Origin of the sequence: Pseudomonas quasicaspiana, assembly GCF_021147825.1 — a bacterium.
Classification (GTDB): Bacteria; Pseudomonadota; Gammaproteobacteria; order Pseudomonadales; family Pseudomonadaceae; genus Aquipseudomonas; species Aquipseudomonas quasicaspiana.
Genome location: NZ_JAGTPI010000058.1, coordinates 1 through 19,836, shown reverse-complemented (window position 1 = coordinate 19,836; position 19,836 = coordinate 1). Strand labels below are relative to the sequence as shown.

Below are 19,836 nucleotides of genomic sequence, written 5' to 3'. Positions count from 1 at the left end.
TTTTGCTGACACACCGCCTCGCGTGCAAGCTCCTGCAGGCGGGCGGCGCGGGCCTACTTAAACCTGCGCTCAACCCCTTTCTCCACCAGCACCTTGGCCGAGATTTCTTCCACTGAGAAATGGGTGGAATTGATGTGCGGAATGTTTTCCCGGCGGAACAGGCTTTCCACTTCACGAACTTCGAACTCGCACTGGGCATAGCTGGAATAGCGGCTGTTGGGTTTGCGTTCGTGGCGAATGGCGGTCAGACGATCTGGATCAATAGTCAGGCCGAATAATTTGCTACGGTGCTCCTTCAGCGCATTTGGCAGTTGCAGGCGCTCCATGTCGTCTTCGGTGAGCGGGTAGTTGGCGGCGCGGATGCCGAATTGCATGGCCATGTACAGGCAAGTCGGGGTTTTGCCGCAGCGCGACACGCCCACCAGAATGATGTCTGCCTTGTCGTAGTAGTGCGTACGGGCACCGTCGTCGTTGTCCAGCGCGAAGTTCACCGCCTCGATCCGCTCCATGTAATTGGAGTTGTGGCCGATGGAGTGCGATTTGCCCACCGAGTAGGAGGAGTGTGAACTAAGCTCTTGCTCCAGCGGGGCCAGAAAGGTCGAAAAGATGTCGATCATGAAGCCGTTGGACGTCGCCAGGATCTCGCGGATGTCCTGATTGACGATGGTGTCGAAGATGATCGGGCGGACATCGTCCTTGTCGGCGGCATTGTTGATTTGTTGTACCATCGCCCGCGCTTTCTCGACGCTGTCGATATAGGGCCTGGTGAACTTGTTGAACGTAATGTTCTCAAATTGCGCTAACAGGCTTTGGCCAAGGGTTTCAGCGGTAATCCCGGTGCCGTCGGAGATAAAAAAAGCAGATCGTTTCATTTGCGCCTTTGGCCTTAAGCTGGTGACGATTGTTGGATATCATAGGCGCGCTTGCGGGCCCGAGTGGTTGGCATTCACAACTTTTTTCCAGGTTTCGGCTTGAGGCCAGGCCAGAACGCGTTCGGGGCCACGCGGTAGCGGGGCGACCCAGACTGAGCTTTTCCCAACAACAACACAGTTAGTGGAGAGATCACCTTGGTAGAGTACGTAGTTTCCCTCGATAAGCTCGGCGTCCATGATGTGGAGCATGTGGGAGGCAAGAACGCATCCCTCGGCGAAATGATCAGCAACCTTGCAGGTGCTGGCGTTTCGGTGCCCGGTGGCTTCGCCACTACGGCCCAGGCCTACCGTGATTTCCTTGAGCTGAGTGGTCTGAACGATCAGATCCACGCAGCCCTGGACGCTCTGGATGTCGACGATGTCAACGCGCTGGCCAAAACCGGTGCGCAGATTCGTCAGTGGATCATGGAAGCCGAGTTCCCCGAAAAGCTCAACGCCGAAATCCGCACTGCCTTTGCCGAACTGTCGGCAGGCAACCCGAATCTCGCCGTTGCCGTGCGTTCTTCCGCCACTGCTGAAGACCTTCCCGATGCGTCCTTTGCCGGGCAGCAGGAAACCTTCCTTAATATCCGCGGCGTTGAAAACGTCATCCGTGCGGCCAAGGAAGTGTTTGCCTCGTTGTTCAACGACCGGGCCATTTCCTACCGTGTTCACCAGGGCTTTGATCACAAGCTCGTAGCCTTGTCGGCGGGCGTGCAGCGCATGGTGCGCTCCGAAACCGGTACGGCAGGCGTGATGTTCACCCTGGACACCGAATCCGGCTTCCGCGACGTGGTGTTCATCACCGGCGCTTACGGCCTGGGTGAAACGGTGGTGCAGGGCGCGGTCAACCCTGACGAATTCTACGTACACAAGGGCACCCTCGCAGCGGGTCGCCCGGCCATCCTGCGGCGCAATCTGGGCAGCAAGGCCATCAAGATGATCTATGGCGAAGAAGCCAAGGCGGGGCGTTCGGTGAAAACCGTGGACGTCGAGCCTGCTGATCGCGCGCGTTTCTGCCTGACTGACGAGGAAGTCGCAGAGCTGGCCAAGCAGGCGATGATCATCGAGAAGCACTACAAGGCACCGATGGATATCGAGTGGGCCAAAGACGGTGATGACGGCAAGCTGTACATCGTCCAGGCGCGTCCTGAAACCGTGAAAAGCCGCGCCCAGGCGAATGTCATGGAGCGCTACCTGCTGAAGGAAACCGGCACGGTGCTGGTGGAAGGTCGAGCCATTGGTCAGCGCATCGGCGCAGGCAAGGTCCGCATCATCAGAGACGTGTCCGAAATGGACAAGGTCCAGCCCGGCGATGTACTGGTTTCCGACATGACCGATCCGGACTGGGAACCGGTCATGAAGCGCGCCAGCGCCATCGTCACCAACCGGGGCGGTCGTACCTGCCACGCGGCGATCATTGCCCGAGAGTTGGGCATTCCGGCGGTCGTGGGTTGTGGCAATGCCACGCAACTGTTGCAGGACGGTCAGGGCGTCACGGTTTCCTGCGCGGAAGGCGATACCGGTTACATCTTCGAAGGCGAGCTGGGCTTCGACATCAAGACCAACTCGGTCGATGCCATGCCTGAGCTGCCGTTCAAGATCATGATGAACGTCGGCAACCCGGATCGTGCATTTGACTTCGCTCAATTGCCTAACGCCGGTGTCGGTCTGGCGCGTCTGGAATTCATCATCAACCGCATGATCGGCGTGCACCCCAAGGCGCTGCTCAACTACGACAGCCTGCCTCAGGACATCAAAGACAGCGTCGATAAGCGCATCGCCGGTTACGACGACCCGGTTGGCTTCTATGTCGAGAAACTGGTCGAAGGCATCAGTACCCTGGCCGCAGCGTTTACTCCGAAAAAGGTTATCGTGCGCCTCTCGGACTTCAAGTCCAACGAGTATGCCAACCTGATCGGCGGCAAGATGTACGAGCCGGAAGAAGAAAACCCGATGCTGGGTTTCCGTGGCGCTTCCCGCTACATCAGCGAAAATTTCCGCGACTGTTTCGAGCTGGAATGCCGTGCCCTCAAGCGTGTGCGTGAGGAAATGGGCCTGACCAACGTCGAGATCATGGTGCCGTTCGTGCGTACGCTGGGCGAAGCCAGTCAGGTCATTGATCTGCTGGCCGAGAACGGTCTGAAGCGCGGCGAAAACGGCCTGCGCGTGATCATGATGTGTGAGCTGCCGTCGAACGCTATCCTCGCTGAAGAGTTCCTCGAGTACTTTGACGGCTTCTCCATTGGTTCCAACGATTTGACCCAGCTGACACTGGGGCTGGACCGTGACTCCGGGGTTATCGCGCATCTGTTTGACGAGCGTAACCCTGCAGTGAAGAAGCTGCTGTCCAATGCCATTCAGGCCTGTAACAAGGCTGGCAAGTACATCGGCATCTGCGGTCAGGGTCCATCGGACCATCCGGATCTGGCCCGCTGGTTGATGGATCAGGGCATTGAAAGCGTTTCGTTGAACCCGGATTCCGTGCTGGAAACCTGGTTCTTCCTGGCTGAGGCTCAGGCCCCGGTCTGATGTGATTGAGTGGAGCCCCGGTTCATCTCGGTGAGCCGGGGCTTTTTTACGTTTACCACGGACGGTTTTCACACCGACCTTTGATTGTTTGAGCAATATGCAAAGCAGCAGCACTCTTTTTCCTGTGGCTTTGATCAGCGCCGAGCGTTGTGGCGATTTGATCGAAGACGTTTACCGCCTCAAGCCCGCCAACAGTCCCGATTACAGCGTCGAAATTGCGGTGACCCGGCTGGGGCTGGTCGCGCAGCCTGATGTTCGCGGTGTGCCGGTCATTCTGATGCACGGCAGCTTTTCCAACCGGCGCTTCTGGTATTCCCCTAAAGGCATTGGCCTGGGTGCCTATCTGGCGCGAGCCGGTTTCGATGTATGGATCCCGGAAATGCGTGGTCACGGTCTGTCGGCGCGTAACCAGGCGTACCGTTCCAATCGTGTCGCTGATTACGCCCGCTATGACGTACCCGCCATTGCGGCATTCGTGCGGGAGCAGAGCGGGCAGATTCCGCACTGGATCGGCCATTCCCTGGGCGGCACCACTCTGGCGGCTGCGCTGGGCGGGCAGTATCTTGGCCCACCTGGTGCAGCCTCCGTTGCCTTGTTCGGCAGCCAGGTCAGTCGTGATTACTGGCCGCTGAAGATTCCGCCAGTGCAGTGGGCGGGGCGCATGCTGTTGAAGCCGTTCGAGCACATTTCGGGCCCGCGTTTCAAGCGGGGTCCAGAGGATGAGCCCATCGGTCTGGTGCTGGAAAGTATGCGTTGGCATGGAATGTTCGGCCGCTTCGGTGACCGCGAGACGGACTGGTGGGCAGGTTTGCCGGGCGTTGAAGTGCCGGTGCTTGCGGTTGCCGCCTTTGGCGACCATCAAGACCCGGTCTGGGCGTGCCGCAAACTCTTTGATCAGATTGGCTCGCAACAGCGCAAATTCCTCTGCCTTGGGCGTGAGCAGGGTTTCTCGCAGGATTTCGATCACGTACAGATGTTGGTCAGTAAAGCCGCCCAGCGCGAGGTCTGGCCACTGGTTACGCAATGGCTGAACGAAGGCTGCGTGCCTGTACAGGAGCTGTCACAAACGCCGATGGCCGTTGGCGAGTGACTTCGGCGTATTACACTGGGCGCAGATTGCGATTCCACAGGATGCGAAATGCAGTTCAGCTAAAGGTCGCTACGCTGGATACGTTTTGATCTTATGAGCTACGGTTCATAGGCAGACACATCATAAGACGCTGATCTTTCACTGACAGGAGTACCACCATGCATTACCTCACTCCCGACCTGTGCGACGCTTACCCGGACCTGGTTCAGGTTCTTGAGCCGATGTTCAGCAATTTTGGTGGTCGTGATTCATTCGGCGGCGAAATCGTGACCGTCAAATGCTTTGAGGACAACTCCCTGGTCAAGGAGCAGGCCGAGCTGGACGGGAAGGGCAAGGTACTGGTGGTCGACGGCGGCGGTTCGCTGCGTTGCGCGCTACTCGGTGACATGATTGCCGAGAAGGCCGCGCGCAACGGCTGGCAAGGTATGGTGATCTATGGCTGCATCCGCGACGTGGATGTTCTGGCGCAAACTGATCTGGGTGTACAGGCTCTGGCCAGTCATCCCCTGAGAACCAACAAGCGCGGTATTGGTGACCTGAATGTGGTGGTCACCTTTGCCGGGGTCACGTTCCGTCCAGGGGAATACGTATATGCCGACAACAATGGTGTGATCGTTTCACCGTCGCCTCTGACAATGCCCGAATAAGCGAAGTATTAATGTTTGACGAAACAAACGCGCAGTGGGGGCTGGTTCATGCCCTCGTTTTGGATGGTAAAGGCGGGGCACGTTTCATCGCTCGGACCGATCTGGATTGCCTGCAATTGCAGCCGCACGAAAGTGTCTGGCTGCATTGGGACCGCGGTCATCCGCAAACTCACACATGGCTGCGTACGGCCAGCGGTCTGAGCGAGTTCGCCTGCGACCTTTTGCTCGAGGAAAATACCCGGCCGCGCTTGCTGCCGCTGCCCGACGAAAAGCTGCTGCTGTTTCTACGCGGGGTCAATCTCAATCCCGGCGCTGAGCCGGAAGACATGGTCTCGGTACGTATCTTTGCCGCAGCTCAGCAAGTCATTTCCTTGCGCTTGCGACCACTGAGGGCCACGGACGAGCTGATTGAACAACTGAACGAAGGCAAGGGCCCTAAAACCGCGTCCGAACTGATCCTGTATCTCGCTCAATACCTGACCGACAAGGTTCAGGCGCTAGTGGGAGACCTCACCGAATCGGTGGATGAAGAGGAAGAAAAGATAGATGCCGACGAACGGTATACCCCTGATCATGGCAAAATGCTGCATATTCGTCGCCGGGCTGCGGGACTGCGGCGTTTCCTCTCTCCACAGAGGGAAATTTACGGGCAGTTAAGTCGCAGCAAACTGCCGTGGTTCGTTGACGATGATGCTGATTACTGGAACGAGCTGAACAACAGCCTGACGCGTTATCTGGAAGAGCTTGAATTGACCCGCGAGCGAGTGGGGCTGGTGCTGGAGTCCGAAGACCGGCGTTTGCGGGAACGGATGAATCACACGATGTACCGCTTTGGCATCATCACAGCAATTTTTCTACCCATGAGCTTCCTGACAGGCTTGCTGGGTATCAACGTCGGCGGGATACCCGGCTCTGACAGCCCATACGGATTTCTGGTGGCCTGCGCATTGATCGTCGCGCTGGCTTTAGGGCAGTGGTGGTTGTTCCGGCGCTTGCGCTGGGTTTAGTGTTAAGTTTTTAAGGTGCGTCCAGGGACTGATTTGTGACTCGTCCGAATCAGCATGCGTCTTCACTGGACGTTACGAGAGGTGCCTATGCACGATCCGTTTGAAGAATCATTGCGCGACATGCTCAAGTCTTCATCCTCCAGCCGGGATGATGATGCATGCCTTGGTCGCGTACTGAAGACCGCCAATCGCCAGGTCGGCGCAGGTGTGTTGTTCAGTCTGCTGGGCCGCTGGACGGAAGCGATGATGATCGCTTTGAACAACGGCTCGGCCCATGTTGCACCGGTTTCACGTAAAAAGAATTCTACCGCTCGTCCTGTCGATAAGGCTGATTGAACATGGAATTGGATGTCTGGACCCAGAGTCTGGTTGCCGCAATGACCGCATTGTGGACCAAGGTTGCAATTTTCATCCCGAACCTGTTGGGCGCAGTTGTCGTCGTTTTGCTCGGTTTTGTTGTCGCCAAGCTGCTCGAAACCTTGCTGTCGAAGCTGCTCGCTAAAATCGGTCTTGATCGCTTGATGGCAGGCACTGGCCTGACCAAGCTGATCAGCCGTGCCGGCGTTCAGGTGCCAATTTCCACCCTGATCGGCAAGATCGTTTACTGGTTCGTGTTATTGACCTTTCTGGTAACGGCGGCTGGATCGCTTGGGCTGGAGCGGGTTTCCGCGACGCTGGACATGTTGACCGGATATTTGCCGAAGGTATTTGGCGCTGCACTGGTGCTTCTGGTTGGGGTGCTACTGGCGCAACTGGTCAACGGCCTGGTGCGAGGCGGTGCCGAGGGAGTAGGGCTTGATTACGCTGCAGGCCTGGGTAGAGTCGCCCAGGGTCTGGTCATAATTATCAGTATTTCGGTGGCGATCAGTCAGTTGGAGGTCAAAACTGACCTGCTCAACCACGTGATTGTGATCGTTTTGATTACCGTTGGTCTGGCAATTGCGCTGGCCTTGGGGTTGGGAAGTCGTGAGCTTGCTGGCCAAATACTGGCAGGGATTTATGTGCGGGAGTTGTATCAGGTAGGGCAAGAGGTGCGGATTGGCGATGTTGAAGGGCAGATCGAAGAGATCGGTACGGTGAAAACCACGCTGCTGACAGACGACGGGGAGTTGGTTTCATTGTCCAACCGCGTTCTTCTGGAGCAGCGAGTGAGCAGCCGTTAAGCGGCTAACCTGCTACTCTATGCCGCCACAAATTGCCGTTTCAAAGGCAGTGGCGGCCATTGACCTGACTGTCGGCACGATTTGTTTTGAATAACCCTCAACCGCTATCGATGCGCTACGACCCGAGCGAGCTCTCTGATGAGGAGCTGGTCGCGCGAGCCCACGTCGAACTTTTCCATGTGACGCGGGCATACGAAGAGTTGATGCGTCGCTATCAACGGACACTTTTTAACGTCTGTGCACGTTATTTAGGGAACGATCGCGATGCAGATGATGTCTGTCAGGAAGTGATGCTTAAGGTGTTGTATGGCTTGAAGAATTTTGAGGGTAAATCGAAATTCAAAACATGGCTGTACAGCATCACTTACAACGAATGCATCACGCAGTACAGGAAGGAACGGCGTAAGCGTCGCTTGATGGACGCTTTGAGTCTGGATCCACTTGAGGAAGCGTCGGAAGAAAAGACGCCAAAACCTGAAGAACGGGGCGGACTTGATCGCTGGCTTGTGCATGTGAACCCGATTGATCGGGAGATTCTGGTCCTGCGTTTTGTTGCAGAACTTGAATTCCAGGAGATCGCAGACATCATGCACATGGGCTTGAGTGCAACGAAAATGCGCTACAAGCGGGCTTTAGATAAATTACGTGAGAAATTTGCAGGCATTACCGAAACTTAAGGCGATGCAAATATCTCTAACAACCAGGCAAGTTCTGATAGACTTGCCGACGAGTTGTCCCCTTATTGCGGGACTGCTTTACAATCACCAGATGGGGATTTAACGGATGAAACTGAAAAACACCTTGGGCTTGGCCATTGGTACTATTGTTGCCGCGGCATCTTTCGGCGCTCTGGCACAAGGCCAAGGCGCAGTCGAAATCGAAGGCTTCGCCAAGAAAGAGTACTACGACAGCGCCCGTAACTTCAAAAACGACGGCAACCTGTTCGGCGGCTCGATTGGTTACTTCCTGACCGACGACGTAGAAGTACGTCTGGGTTACGACGAAGTTCACAACGTTCGCAGCGATAGCGGCAAGAACATCAAAGGCTCCAACACTGCCCTTGACGCCCTGTACCACTTCAACAACCCGGGCGACATGCTGCGTCCGTACGTTTCGGCTGGTTTCTCTGATCAAAGCATCGGTCAAGACGCTCGCGGCGGCCGTAACGGTTCGACCTTCGCCAACATCGGCGGCGGCGCCAAGCTTTACTTCACTGACAACTTCTATGCCCGTGCTGGCGTTGAAGCTCAGTACAACATCGACCAAGGCGACACCGAGTGGGCTCCTAGCGTCGGTATCGGCGTAAACTTCGGTGGCGGCTCCAAGAAAGTTGAAGCAGCACCAGCTCCAGTAGCTGAAGTGTGCTCCGACAGCGACAACGACGGCGTGTGCGACAACGTCGACAAGTGCCCGGACACCCCAGCCAACGTTACTGTTGACGCTGATGGCTGCCCAGCAGTTGCCGAAGTGGTTCGTGTTGAGCTGGACGTGAAGTTCGATTTCGACAAATCCGTAGTCAAGCCTAACAGCTACGGCGACATCAAGAACCTCGCTGACTTCATGCAACAGTACCCACAAACCACCACCACTGTTGAAGGTCACACTGACTCCGTCGGTCCTGACGCTTACAACCAAAAACTGTCCGAGCGTCGTGCAAACGCCGTTAAACAGGTTCTGGTTAACCAGTACGGTGTTGGCGCTAGCCGCGTAAACTCGGTTGGTTATGGCGAATCCCGTCCAGTTGCTGACAACGCAACTGACGCTGGCCGCGCTGTTAACCGTCGCGTAGAAGCTGAAGTTGAAGCACAAGCTAAGTAATTAGCCTGCTTTACTCGCTTCAATAGAGAAGCCCGGCTTAGGCCGGGCTTTTCTTTGCCTGCGATTTGAGGGAAAAGATCAGGCCGTTTTGCTTGCTGCCAGATGCAGTAAATCCATCTCCGTTCCCGCCGCGACCGTACCAATCACCAGAATGGCCGGACTCTTCAATTCGAATAGCGCAGCATCCCGTTGCATCTCTGCCAGTGAGCTACGGCATTCCCGTTGTTGAGGCAGTGAAGCGTTTTCGATCATTGCCACCGGCATGTTCAGCGACATGCCGCCGCTGATCAGGCTGTCACGTATCTCTGCCAGTTTTGCTACGCCCATGTACACGACCAACGTTGTTCCCCCTTGAGCCAGCGCTTGCCAGTTCAGGGTGCTGTCATCCTGAGTGTGAGCTGTCACCAGCGTTACGCCGCGACTGACGCCGCGCAGCGTCAGCGAGATACCGCACTGCGTCGCCCCCGCCAGGCCTGCGGTTATGCCATTGACCAGTTCCACCTCAACCCCATGTGCCCTAAGCCAGTCGGCTTCTTCGCCGCCACGGCCAAATATGCAGGGGTCTCCACCTTTGAGTCGGACCACGCATTTGCCTTGCCTCACATAGCGAAGCATCAGGCGATGGATGAACGCCTGTGGTGTCGAGCGGCAACCGCCACGTTTACCGACTGCAATCACTCGGGCGGCTGGGCAATGCTCCAAAACGGCGCTGTTTACCAGGTCGTCGATCAGTACCACATCTGCTTCTCGCAAAGCGCGTACAGCTTTGAGGGTCAGTAGCTCCGGATCACCCGGGCCTGCGCCGACCAGCCAGACTTTTGCACTCATGCCGTACACCTCATTAATTGACCGCGACGGCCGTCAGCAGTCGTTTGATTTCCGGCACACAGGAGCCGCACATCGTGCCGCAGCCCAGTTGTGCCTTCAGTTGACCCAGATCCAGACCTTTTTCGATGGCGTCGCACACTGCGTTTTCACTGACGTTCATGCAGTTGCACAACGTCTTGCTGCCGATTGCCTGGGTAGTGCTCGAACCGGGAGCGCTGCTGATCGGGGCAAGCAGCCAGCGGCGTAGCTCGTCGTCGATCTCCTTTCCATCCAGCCACAAGCTTTGCAACCAGTCCCTGGCGAGCGTTTCCCCGCCGAGACGGATCGCGGTGACTCGACCTTGATCCAGACGAATGCGTTTGCTGATACCGCGATGAGCATCGTCGTAAGCCAGCACGGGGCCGTGATCCAGCCCCAGTAAATGGTCAATCCGATCAAGCAGTTCTTGAGCAGGTGCTTCACTGCTGGCTGCACGCAGGGTAAGGGCAGAGCGCTCACGTCCGGCGAGACTCAAGCTGGTGTAAGGAAACTCGTCACACAGTGAGCGCAGGGCATCCAGTCGGAGTTGCACATCACCTTCTATCAGCACAAACAGTCGCCATGGCAGGTCGATCTTGTCGATGCGCACGCCAGAATGCTTCAGCTCAGGCTGTTTGGAGATGGGGTCAAAGGCTGGCTGTGTCAGGAGATTCACGCCGCCCTTGAGAAAACGATCACCCCAGTGCATCGGCATGAAGGCATGACCCGCCCGCAGACCGTCATCGCTGCCTACCGGCACAATCACGCTGCCGCGTCGGCTTTTCAGGGTGACCAGATCACCGGATTGCAGTCGATAGCGATGCAGGTCTTCAGGGTGCAGACTCACTACCGCTTCGCTGACGTGACCGAACAGGCGCGCAGCGGTGCCGGTGCGACTCATGCCATGCCATTGATCGCGCAGACGGCCAGTATTCAGCGTCAACGGGAAGCGGCTGTCGCGCAGTTCTTTTGGCGCGTTGTACGGTTCGCTGATGAATCTGGCTCTGCCTGTTGGCGTCGGAAATTGGCCGTTCAGATAAAGCCGCGCCGTACCGCAGGTTGCTCCTGCGGGGAATGGCCATTGTTGTGGGCCATGCTGGTCGATAATGTCGTAGCTGATCCCGGACAGATCCAGGTCACGGCCTTGGGTCAGGAGCTTGTATTCGTCGAACAGCGCCTGGGGCGTCTGGAAATCAAAAAGCGCCTTCGCGTCAGGTTGCAGCCGAGCCTGGAGGCGTTGGGCGAAATCAACGGTGATCGCCCAGTCCGGCCTCGTCTCGCCGGGTGCGGCGATCGCTTTGCGTACGTGAGAAATACGTCGTTCGGAGTTGGTGACCGAGCCTTCTTTTTCGCCCCAGCTCGCGGCGGGTAGCAGCAGGTCGGCGAAGCGTGCAGTTTCTGTTGTTCGGAACGCTTCCTGCAGGACCACGAATGGACAGGTATTCAAGGCTTCGCGAACTCGAGTCTGATCAGGCAGCGATTGAGCCGGGTTGGTACAAGCGATCCATACCGCCTTGATTTTGCCGCTTTGCATCTGCTCGAACAGTTCGATGGCTGATAAGCCCGGGGTTTCCGGAAGTTTGTCGATCCCCCAGTACTGCGCCACTTCAGCTCGATGCTCGGCGTTGGCGGCTTCCCGATGGCCGGGTAGCAGATTGGACAGGCTGCCAGTCTCGCGGCCGCCCATGGCGTTGGGTTGGCCCGTAAGGGAAAAAGGCCCGGCACCCGGACGTCCAATTTGCCCAGTAGCCAGATGCAGATTGATCAATGCGCTGTTCTTGGCGCTGCCTGCAGTGGACTGATTCAGGCCCATGCACCATAGCGACAGAAAGCTCGGGGCCTGACCGATCCATTGCGCGCAGTCGTGCAGTTGTTGGCGCGAGATACCGCAGGTCTGCGCGACCATTTGCGGCGTGTAATGGTGCACCAGACTTTTCAGTTCGGCGTAGCCTTCGGTGTGCTGATCAATGAAATCCTGATCGACCCAGCCTTCCCACAGCAACAGATGCAGGATCCCGTGAAACAGCGCCACGTCTGTGCCGGGATTGATCGCCAGATGCATGTCCGCCAGATCGCACGTATCGGTTCGGCGTGGATCGATGACGATAATTTTCATGTCCGGGCGTTGGCTTTTCGCTTCTTCCAGGCGGCGAAATAAGATCGGGTGCGCGTAAGCCATGTTGCTTCCGACGATCATCACGCAATCGCTCAGCTCGATATCTTCATAGCTGCAGGGTGGAGCGTCTGCGCCCAGGCTGCGCTTGTACCCCACCACGGCGGAAGACATGCAAAGGCGGGAGTTGCTGTCGATATTGTTGGTGCCTACCAGCGCTCGGGCCAGCTTGTTGAACGCGTAGTAGTCCTCGGTCAGCAGTTGCCCCGAGATATAGAACGCAACGCTGTCAGGTCCGTGCTTGCGGATAGTTTCGGCAAATACATTAGCAGCGTGATCCAGAGCGGTGTCCCAATCCGTGACCGCTCGCGCAAGACTTTTGCTCAGGCGCAATTCCGGGTACAGCGCCCTGGCATTGAGGTCGCCCGTCAGGTGCAAGGTCGAACCCTTGCTGCACAGCTTGCCGAAGTTAGCCGGGTGCACGGGATCTCCGCTGACGCCGATGATGTTGCGTCCGTCATGTTCGATCAGTACGCCGCAGCCGACCCCGCAATAGCAGCAGGTGGATGCGGTGGTTTGCGTCGCGGGCGCCGGGATGCTGGTCAGGCGCATAGCGCGATGTCCTTTTGCGGCGTGGTGGCTTCGCCGAACATCAGTTGGTCACGTAGTCCGCTGATTGATTGCCGGCTGCGGATCAGGCGCAGATACCAGCCGCCGTCCGTGGTATCGCCGTACAAGCAAGCGCCCACTAGCACGTTGTCTTTGATTACCAGTTTTTTATAGCGCCCGCTGATGGGGTCCAGCAAAGTGATGGTTTCGGTGCCTTCGCCACCCATGAAGTCCCCGGCAGAAAAAAGGTCAATGCCGGTCACTTTCAATTTGGTCGAAGTGACCGAACCTTTGTAGCGAGCGAAGCCCAGTTGCGCGAGATGATTGGCGCAGACTTTGGCTTGCTCGAACAGCGGTGCTACCAGGCCGTAGGCCGTACCGCGATGACTTGCGCACTCGCCGATGGCATAAATACGCGGGTCGTAGGTTTGCAGGGTGTCATTGACCAGAATCCCGCGATTGCAGGGCAGTCCAGCCAGTTCTGCCAGCTCGGTTGCCGGGCGAATGCCTGCTGCCATGACCACCAGGTCGGCAGGGATCACGTCACCATTTTTGAATTGCACGGCTTTCACCGCGCCTTTGCCGTTATCCAGCAACGCTTCGGTCTGCTCGTTCAGGCGAAAGTGCAGGCCACGGGATTCCAGTGCGGTTTGCAGCAATTGCCCGGCGGTTTTGTCCAGTTGGCGCTCCAGCAGCCATTTGCCGATGTGGACGACGGTCACGCCCATGCCGCGCATCTTCAAGCCGTTTGCCGCTTCCAGGCCGAGCAGGCCGCCGCCGATCACCACCGCATGTTTCCGCGTCTTGGCGGTATGAATCATGATTCGTGTGTCAGCGATATCGCGATAGCCGATCACGCTGCTGAGGGTGCTGCCAGGCATGGGCGGCATGAAGGGCGTCGAGCCTGTGGCGATCAGCAGGCGGTCGTAGTGCGCGACGGTGCCGTCGTCGGCAATCACCTGGCGTTTCGCGCGGTCGATTTTCACGACCCTGCGGTTGAGCAGCAGCCGAATGTTGTTGCTCAAGTACCATTCCAGATCGTTGAGCACGATGTCTTCGAACTTCTGTTCACCGGCCAGCACCGGAGACAGCATGATGCGGTTGTAATTGGGATGCGGCTCGGCACCGAACACAGTGATGTCGTAGAGCTCGTCGCTGAGTTTGAGCAGCTCTTCAAGCGTTCGAACCCCGGCCATGCCGTTGCCAATCATCACCAGCTTGAGTTTTTTCATCTTGCCTCCGAGAAGCCCGCGAGAGGGTGCTCGACAAATCCTGCACAAACAAAAAAGGCGTCCCGCTAGATAACTAGCGAGGACGCCTTTGTCCGGTCCCGTTCTCTCGGGAAGCTCAGCCTTCGTCTTTGAAGGCTGTAGCGATGTGAGTTGCTTGAGGATAGATATGCAGGGGTTGTGCCAGATAGAGCATGATGTGATGGCTAAACTGTGGGAGCAGGGCTTGCCCGCGATAGGGTTGGACTTTGTTCACTTTAGGCCGCAGCGACCTTATCGCGGGCAAGCCCTGCTCCCACAGGATGTATATCAACGAGTTGCTCACTTTGGTGCGAATTGCACCGTTGCAGGGCAATCACTGCTCAATGACGCATCAACCAGATAACCCCCACCAGATTCACCAGCAGTGAAACCAGTGCAACCGTGCGCCAGACTTTCAGCGGCTCACGCTCCAGCAGCGGCTGTGCGCGTTTCACCATTGGCCGGTGTTCGGCTTGTTCAAGCTCCAGCAACCATTGCTCTGCGGTTTCATAGCGCAGTTGCGGATCAGCTTGCAGTGCCTTGCTCAGATTGTGATCCAGCCAGTCGGGCAGGTCCGGGCGGTACCGGCTGGCTGGCGTGGGCGTACCGAAGCGTCGATGCTGGAATGCTTCGATTTCGCCGTACGGGTAATGCCCGGTCAGCAGGTAATAAAGGGTGACGCCCGCCGCGTAAATATCCTGCTGTGGAGTGGGTTCGTCGCCCTTGAACGCTTCAGGTGCAATGAAGCTTGGCGTGCCTGGCAACTCGCCCGGCATCAGTGTGGAGAGGCCGGGACAGTAAGCGAGACCAAAATCCAGCAGGCGCAACTCGCCGTTATCGTCGAGCAGCAGGTTTTCCGGTTTGATGTCCCGGTGGATGATATTGCGCCGATGCAGCAAGCCCACGGCACGCAGCAGTTGCGTGGCATGACCCAGCCATTGCGCCACGGAGACCGGGCCGTGCTCTTTGAATGATTGAGACAAACTGCGTCCCGGATGCTCACGCATCACGTAATACAGGTGTTGGCGATCTGGTACTGAATGGGTTTCAGGAAAGAAGCGTCCCGCAACCCGGCGCAAAAACCACTCTTCCAGCAGCAATCCCTGGCCCGCACCGGGTTCGTCATGGCGATTGCCTGGAAGTGTTTTCAGCAGCCAGTGCTGGCTTTGCGCATCGCTGACCCGATACAGCAGCGACTGTCGAGACTCGGCCAGCAGACTGTTTATCTGCCAGCCTTCGAAAGGTTGTCCGGGCTTTAGTACTGGCGGCAGCGGCCATTGTTGAAGCTGAATCAGCGCGTCGCCAAGGTCGTCCTGACCCAGCGCATCGACGCGAATCAGCACGGCGCTGGCGTTGTCCTGACTGCCAGCCAGATGCGCGGCGCTGACCAGCGTCTGCACGGCACGATCCAGATCCTCCTGTTCGGCGAGAATCGAGCGAATGCTGGCGTCCCCCAGCGTCGCCCAGACACCATCGCTGAGCAGCAGCAGGCGTTCGCCCTCACGCAGCTCGCCGTCCAGATAATCCATGACCACGTATTGATCCAGGCCCAGTGCGCGTTTGAGCACGTGCTGCATGTCGGGCTGTTCCCAGACGTGGTCTTCACTGATGCGTTGCAGCACTCCGTCGTGCCAACGGTAGGCGCGACAGTCGCCGACGTGGGCCAGCGTGAAGCGCCTGCCACGTAGCACCAGAGCGCTGAGTGTGGTTAGCAAGCCATTGGCCTGCAACCAGCGATTCTGCGCCAGCAGTAGCCGGTCAAGGGATTGGGCGACGCCCCAGGTTTCCGGCGTCGAGTAGTAATCCAGCGCCAGCGCTTGCAAGGTTGATTGCGCGGCGAGGGCGCCATCAACGCATTGACTGACGCCATCAGCAAGGGCAAACAAATAGCCCTTGCTGGCGGCAAGGGCCGGGGCCGGAGTCACCAGGCGCATCGCGTCCTGATTCTCCGCCCGCGGCCCACTGGCGCTGAATTGAGCCAGGCTCAGTTGCAAGCTCATCAAGCGACTCAGACGCGAGCAGCGGTTACTGCTGCCGAACCCCAGGTGGTTCTCCAGCGACGCTTGACGTTAAGCAGGCCGAACCACGCCAGTACGCCAAGAAACGCGAACAACCACAAGCCCATCTGATAATCACCGGTGTGTTGCTTGATCGAGCCCAGACCGGCTGCGAGCAGGAAACCACCGATGCCGCCAGCCATGCCGATCAAGCCGGTCATGACGCCGATTTCCTTGCGGAAACGTTGTGGCACCAGTTGGAACACTGCGCCATTACCGGCACCCAGACCGAGCATCGCTGCAACAAACAAGGCCAGTGCCGCCCAGGAACTTGGCAAGTTGAAACCAACGGCCGCGATGCAGATAGCAGCCACCGCGTACATGCCCGCCAAGGTGCGGATACCGCCGAATCGGTCAGCCAGTGCACCGCCCAGTGGGCGCATCAGGCTGCCACCGAATACGCAGGCTGCGGTGTAGTAACCGGCAGTGACAGGGCTCAGGCCGTATTGGTCGTTGAAGTAGCCGGGCAGGGCGCTGGCCAGGCCAATGAAACCGCCGAAGGTGACGCTGTAGAAAAACATGAACCACCAGCTGTCACGATCACCCAGCGCCTTGAGATAGTCGCCCATGGACTTGGGTTTCGCCCGCTCCGGTGCGTTACGCGCCATCAGCGAAAAAGCGATCAGGGTCAGGACCAGCGGGATGACCGCAAAGCCGAACACGTTGCTCCAGCCAAACGCCGCAGCCAGCACGGGAGCAATCAACGCGGCCAGCACGGTGCCCGAGTTGCCTGCACCGGCAATGCCCATCGCTTTGCCCTGATGTTCTGCTGGATACCACTGGGAAGCCAGCGGCAGCGCGACGGCGAACGATGCACCGGCAACGCCGAGGAACACGCCCAGCAACAGCGCCTGCTCATAGGTGTGAACGCCCAGATTCCAGGCAGTGAACAGTGCAAGTATTACGATGACCTGACCGATGATCCCGGCGGTTTTCGGCGATAGTTGATCTGCCACGATACCCATCACAAAGCGCAGCAGGGCGCCTGCCAGGATAGGCGTGGCCACCATCAGGCCGCGTTGTTGAGTAGTCAGTTGCAGGTCTGTCGCAATTTGAACGGCCATCGGGCCGAGCAGGTACCAGACCATGAAGCTCAGATCGAAATACAGAAAGGCGGCGAACAGGGTCGGTTTATGGCCGGCCTTCCAGAAGCTTGTATTCATTGAACACCTCATCTGCAAAAAGGAAGATCTGTTGTCTCGGGCACGGACCCGAAACGTAAGGGCTTGAAGCTGGAGAGACTTGCAGGTGGGGCGTCCATAACCTCGGCAGCACCACCGACCCCGATCACTGGGACCAAAACGCAAAAAACGCCGCAACCCGATTCGCGTTGGCGAAAGAGGTGTGCGACGTCTTTGTCGTAAAGTGGGGCAACCGCCGTTGGTTACCTGTGTTGATTAACTAGCAAAAGCTGGGCCAGATGGAAAAAACCTACCCTTCAACTCATTTTGGAATGCATTCCCTTTTGGGAGCCGGGCTTGCCCGCGATAAGGTGTACGCGATCTGAAGTGAATAGCGTTCAGCCTTGTCGCCGGAATGCCGCCCAGACCAATCTACGCTCCTTCAAATCCACAAAACTACGACTCACCCCAACAACTCACTCATCGCAATGATCTGCTCCGCCACCTGAATCAGTTTCTGCTGTTTGCTCATGGCCTGGCGGCGCATCAAGGTATAGGCCTCTTCCTCTTTGCACTCCTTCATTTTCATCAGCAACCCCTTGGCCAGCTCGATGCGTTTGCGCTCGGCCAGTTGCTGGTCCCGTGCCTGAAGTTGTGCACGCAAGGCCTGATCGCTCTCAAAACGGGCCATGGCCACATCGAGAATCGGCTGCAGCCGCTGGGCATGAATACCCTCGACGATGTACGCGCTGACACCGGACTTGATGGCCTGACGCATCACCCCCGGATCATGTTCGTCGGTGAACATCACGATAGGGCGAGGCTGGTCGCGACTGACCATCACCACCTGTTCCATGACATCGCGGCCGGGGGATTCAGTGTCGATCAGGATGACATCCGGGCGAAGCGCTTCAACCCGGGCGGGCAAGTCAATAATCAGCCCGGACTCGTCGATTACTTCAAAGCCCGCTTCACTCAGCGCGGCTTTCAGACGTCCGACTTTTTTTGCCGTGTCATTGATCAAGAGGATACGCAGCATAATCGTCAACTCCTCATTGAGTCACGGCGGCGGCCGCGTCGGCCATGGCGTGAAGCTTGAAGCTGCGGGCATAGCCAGCCGGGTCTGAACCATCCCAGACCTTGCCGTCGATCAGTTGGCTGCTGCGCATCGTTGCCGTCGGAACTGTTATGTCCAGTGCCTCCGCGGCCTGACGATAAAGCGCCAGTTGGTGAACGCCTTTGGCGACATTGAGGTAGTCCGGATCTTCACGCAGCAAACCCCAGCGGCGGAACTGCGTCATGAACCACATGCCGTCGGACAGGTATGGCAGATTGACTTCGCCATTGCCGTGAAAGCGCAGAGCGTGATGGTCTTGCCATTGGTTACCCAAGCCGTCGCGGTAATCACCCAGCAAGCGGGGTTCGATATAACTGGCGGGAGCGTCCAGATAGTCCGCGCCGCTAAGCAATTGCGAGGCGCTGCGACGATTTTCGTCGCTGGATTCGATGAAGCGACTGGCTTCGAGTACGGCCATGACCAATGCCCGTGCGGTGTTGGGGTTCTGCTCGACAAATTCCCGGGTGCAGCCAAGCACTTTTTCCGGGTGGTTGGGCCAGATAGCCTGGGTGGTGGCGAAGGTGAAGCCCAGTTGCTGATCCACTGCACTGGCGCCCCAAGGTTCACCGACACAGAAACCATCGATACGACCGGCTTGCAGATGTTCGACCATGCGCGGCGGCGGAACAACCACGCTGGTCACGTCCTGCAAGGGATGAATGCCCTGACTGGCCAGCCAATAATAAAGCCACATGGCATGATTGCCGGTAGGGAAGGTCTGCGCGAAGGTCAGCTTTGTGCCGCTTTGGTGCACTTGCTGATCCAGCGCCTCAGGAGTGATCACGCCAGCTTCCTGTAGCGGACGCGATAAGTTGATGCTCTGGCCGTTCTGGTTCAGTCCCATGAGCACGGCCATGTCGGTGGCTGCGCTGCCGCCAATGCCTAACTGCACGGCATAGATCAAACCGTAAAGACTGTGGGCCGCGTGCAGTTCGCCACTGACCAGCTTGTCCCGCAGGCTTGCCCATGAAGGCTGACGCTTGAGGTTCAGGCTCAGGCCGTAAGGCTGGGCGAAGCCTTGCGTCGCGGCAACGACTATCGAGGCGCTGTCTGACAGCGGCATGAAGCCGATATCCAGGCTGTTTATCTCTGGCGCATCGCTGCCAGCTACCCAGGCCAACGGGTTTCGTGTGGGTTCGTTCATAAGTGTCATCTGTCCTCTGCCACGACAACTGCGGGTGGAGCGGGCGTGCCCGAGCCAGGCTGGCAGAAATCTTTCATAAAAAAAGCGCCGTTCAATCCTTTGCCAAAAAGCAAAGACGGAACGACGCCATTGTCGATGCATCGGGCCCTCGTTGGCACGCTGCTATTAGCTTAAGCCAAGCAAGCGATATGCCAGTGCCGTTCTCACCTTGTCGTGGCATAGGTACATGCACAGATTTCATGTCGTGTACATATCCGTTATTGCGGTTGCTGCTGATATTGGTTGCGCTTTTACAGCGCCTCACTTTTGAAAGGAGCGCAAAAGTAAGCAAAACGCTCTTGCCCCACCACTTGGCACCTCGCTGTCGCTCGGTGTACCCGCCCGCAGATCCTGAACCGTGGGCCGCCGCAA

General features: G+C 57.7%; 16 protein-coding genes and 1 pseudogene. 8 read left to right on the top strand and 9 right to left on the bottom strand.

From position 1 onward, the window contains the following. Positions 1 to 53: 53 nt before the first annotated feature. Positions 54 to 872 (bottom strand): posphoenolpyruvate synthetase regulatory kinase/phosphorylase PpsR, encoded by an 819-nt coding sequence (ppsR, locus tag KDX30_RS24175; RefSeq protein ID WP_027902742.1) that lies wholly within the window; start codon positions 870 to 872, stop codon positions 54 to 56. Between the two features lie 39 nt (positions 873 to 911). Continuing rightward, positions 912 to 1,121, bottom strand: coding sequence for a hypothetical protein (locus KDX30_RS29595; protein WP_049827198.1), 210 nt, complete (start codon positions 1,119 to 1,121; stop codon positions 912 to 914). On the opposite strand from KDX30_RS29595, the gene ppsA reads away from it, so the two are divergent. The 8 genes from ppsA to KDX30_RS24135 all read left to right on the top strand — a co-directional run bounded on the left by ppsA (position 1,068) and on the right by KDX30_RS24135 (position 9,168). After that, positions 1,068 to 3,443: a phosphoenolpyruvate synthase gene (gene ppsA / locus KDX30_RS24170; protein WP_099268661.1), complete on the top strand. Its 2,376-nt coding sequence runs from the start codon at positions 1,068 to 1,070 to the stop codon at positions 3,441 to 3,443. The genes KDX30_RS29595 and ppsA overlap by 54 nt on opposite strands. 97 nt (positions 3,444 to 3,540) lie before the next feature. After that, the gene (locus KDX30_RS24165) at positions 3,541 to 4,533 is read left to right on the top strand and encodes an alpha/beta fold hydrolase (protein WP_027902740.1); all 993 of its coding nucleotides are present in this window, start codon (positions 3,541 to 3,543) and stop codon (positions 4,531 to 4,533) included. 158 nt (positions 4,534 to 4,691) lie between these two features. Beyond that, the gene (gene rraA / locus KDX30_RS24160) at positions 4,692 to 5,180 is read left to right on the top strand and encodes a ribonuclease E activity regulator RraA (protein WP_122397575.1); all 489 of its coding nucleotides are present in this window, start codon (positions 4,692 to 4,694) and stop codon (positions 5,178 to 5,180) included. A gap of 11 nt (positions 5,181 to 5,191) precedes the next feature. Beyond that, a complete protein-coding gene (locus KDX30_RS24155) occupies positions 5,192 to 6,187 on the top strand; it encodes a zinc transporter ZntB (RefSeq protein WP_231677692.1) in 996 nt (331 codons plus the stop codon). An 87-nt stretch (positions 6,188 to 6,274) separates the two neighbouring features. Then, positions 6,275 to 6,523, top strand: coding sequence for a hypothetical protein (locus tag KDX30_RS24150; protein WP_027902737.1), 249 nt, complete (start codon positions 6,275 to 6,277; stop codon positions 6,521 to 6,523). Between the two features lie 2 nt (positions 6,524 to 6,525). Continuing rightward, positions 6,526 to 7,350 (top strand): mechanosensitive ion channel family protein, encoded by an 825-nt coding sequence (locus tag KDX30_RS24145; protein WP_231677691.1) that lies wholly within the window; start codon positions 6,526 to 6,528, stop codon positions 7,348 to 7,350. 86 nt (positions 7,351 to 7,436) lie between these two features. Then, positions 7,437 to 8,027 carry an RNA polymerase sigma factor SigX gene (gene sigX, locus KDX30_RS24140; RefSeq protein WP_027902735.1) on the top strand — a complete coding sequence of 197 codons (591 nt, stop codon included), beginning with the start codon at positions 7,437 to 7,439 and terminating at the stop codon, positions 8,025 to 8,027. 106 nt (positions 8,028 to 8,133) lie between these two features. Next, positions 8,134 to 9,168 carry an OmpA family protein gene (locus tag KDX30_RS24135; protein ID WP_099268666.1) on the top strand — a complete coding sequence of 345 codons (1,035 nt, stop codon included), beginning with the start codon at positions 8,134 to 8,136 and terminating at the stop codon, positions 9,166 to 9,168. A 78-nt stretch (positions 9,169 to 9,246) separates the two neighbouring features. Here the strand turns inward: KDX30_RS24135 and cobA are convergent, their stop codons facing one another. The 7 genes and pseudogenes from cobA to KDX30_RS24100 all read right to left on the bottom strand — a co-directional run bounded on the left by cobA (position 9,247) and on the right by KDX30_RS24100 (position 19,425). Further along, entirely contained in the window at positions 9,247 to 9,996 is a 750-nt protein-coding gene (cobA, locus tag KDX30_RS24130; protein ID WP_231677690.1) for a uroporphyrinogen-III C-methyltransferase, read from the bottom strand. Between the two features lie 13 nt (positions 9,997 to 10,009). Next, positions 10,010 to 12,739, bottom strand: a complete 2,730-nt coding sequence (locus tag KDX30_RS24125; RefSeq protein WP_231677689.1) for a nitrate reductase — start codon at positions 12,737 to 12,739, stop codon at positions 10,010 to 10,012. Positions 12,740 to 12,768: 29 nt separating this feature from the next. Continuing rightward, positions 12,769 to 13,968: pseudogene (locus KDX30_RS24120) on the bottom strand (NAD(P)/FAD-dependent oxidoreductase); the annotation flags it as partial. A gap of 359 nt (positions 13,969 to 14,327) precedes the next feature. After that, on the bottom strand, positions 14,328 to 15,986 hold the full coding sequence (locus KDX30_RS24115) for a bifunctional protein-serine/threonine kinase/phosphatase (RefSeq protein ID WP_122397363.1): 1,659 nt from the start codon (positions 15,984 to 15,986) through the stop codon (positions 14,328 to 14,330). 8 nt (positions 15,987 to 15,994) lie between these two features. Beyond that, complete coding sequence (locus KDX30_RS24110) at positions 15,995 to 17,206, bottom strand: nitrate/nitrite transporter (protein WP_122397362.1); 1,212 nt, start codon at positions 17,204 to 17,206, stop codon at positions 15,995 to 15,997. A gap of 421 nt (positions 17,207 to 17,627) precedes the next feature. Continuing rightward, complete coding sequence (locus tag KDX30_RS24105) at positions 17,628 to 18,203, bottom strand: ANTAR domain-containing response regulator (RefSeq protein WP_027902728.1); 576 nt, start codon at positions 18,201 to 18,203, stop codon at positions 17,628 to 17,630. A gap of 13 nt (positions 18,204 to 18,216) precedes the next feature. Beyond that, positions 18,217 to 19,425, bottom strand: coding sequence for a CmpA/NrtA family ABC transporter substrate-binding protein (locus KDX30_RS24100; protein ID WP_231677688.1), 1,209 nt, complete (start codon positions 19,423 to 19,425; stop codon positions 18,217 to 18,219). Positions 19,426 to 19,836 lie beyond the last annotated feature (411 nt).

Coding starts and splice junctions, on each gene's coding strand:
- ppsR (WP_027902742.1), bottom strand. CDS start 872: ATGAAACGATCTGCTTTTTTTATCTCCGACGGCACCGGGATTACCGCT.
- KDX30_RS29595 (WP_049827198.1), bottom strand. CDS start 1,121: ATGCTCCACATCATGGACGCCGAGCTTATCGAGGGAAACTACGTACTC.
- KDX30_RS24165 (WP_027902740.1), top strand. CDS start 3,541: ATGCAAAGCAGCAGCACTCTTTTTCCTGTGGCTTTGATCAGCGCCGAG.
- rraA (WP_122397575.1), top strand. CDS start 4,692: ATGCATTACCTCACTCCCGACCTGTGCGACGCTTACCCGGACCTGGTT.
- KDX30_RS24155 (WP_231677692.1), top strand. CDS start 5,192: ATGTTTGACGAAACAAACGCGCAGTGGGGGCTGGTTCATGCCCTCGTT.
- KDX30_RS24150 (WP_027902737.1), top strand. CDS start 6,275: ATGCACGATCCGTTTGAAGAATCATTGCGCGACATGCTCAAGTCTTCA.
- KDX30_RS24145 (WP_231677691.1), top strand. CDS start 6,526: ATGGAATTGGATGTCTGGACCCAGAGTCTGGTTGCCGCAATGACCGCA.
- KDX30_RS24135 (WP_099268666.1), top strand. CDS start 8,134: ATGAAACTGAAAAACACCTTGGGCTTGGCCATTGGTACTATTGTTGCC.
- cobA (WP_231677690.1), bottom strand. CDS start 9,996: ATGAGTGCAAAAGTCTGGCTGGTCGGCGCAGGCCCGGGTGATCCGGAG.
- KDX30_RS24125 (WP_231677689.1), bottom strand. CDS start 12,739: ATGCGCCTGACCAGCATCCCGGCGCCCGCGACGCAAACCACCGCATCC.
- KDX30_RS24115 (WP_122397363.1), bottom strand. CDS start 15,986: ATGAGCTTGCAACTGAGCCTGGCTCAATTCAGCGCCAGTGGGCCGCGG.
- KDX30_RS24110 (WP_122397362.1), bottom strand. CDS start 17,206: ATGAATACAAGCTTCTGGAAGGCCGGCCATAAACCGACCCTGTTCGCC.
- KDX30_RS24105 (WP_027902728.1), bottom strand. CDS start 18,203: ATGCTGCGTATCCTCTTGATCAATGACACGGCAAAAAAAGTCGGACGT.
- KDX30_RS24100 (WP_231677688.1), bottom strand. CDS start 19,425: ATGAACGAACCCACACGAAACCCGTTGGCCTGGGTAGCTGGCAGCGAT.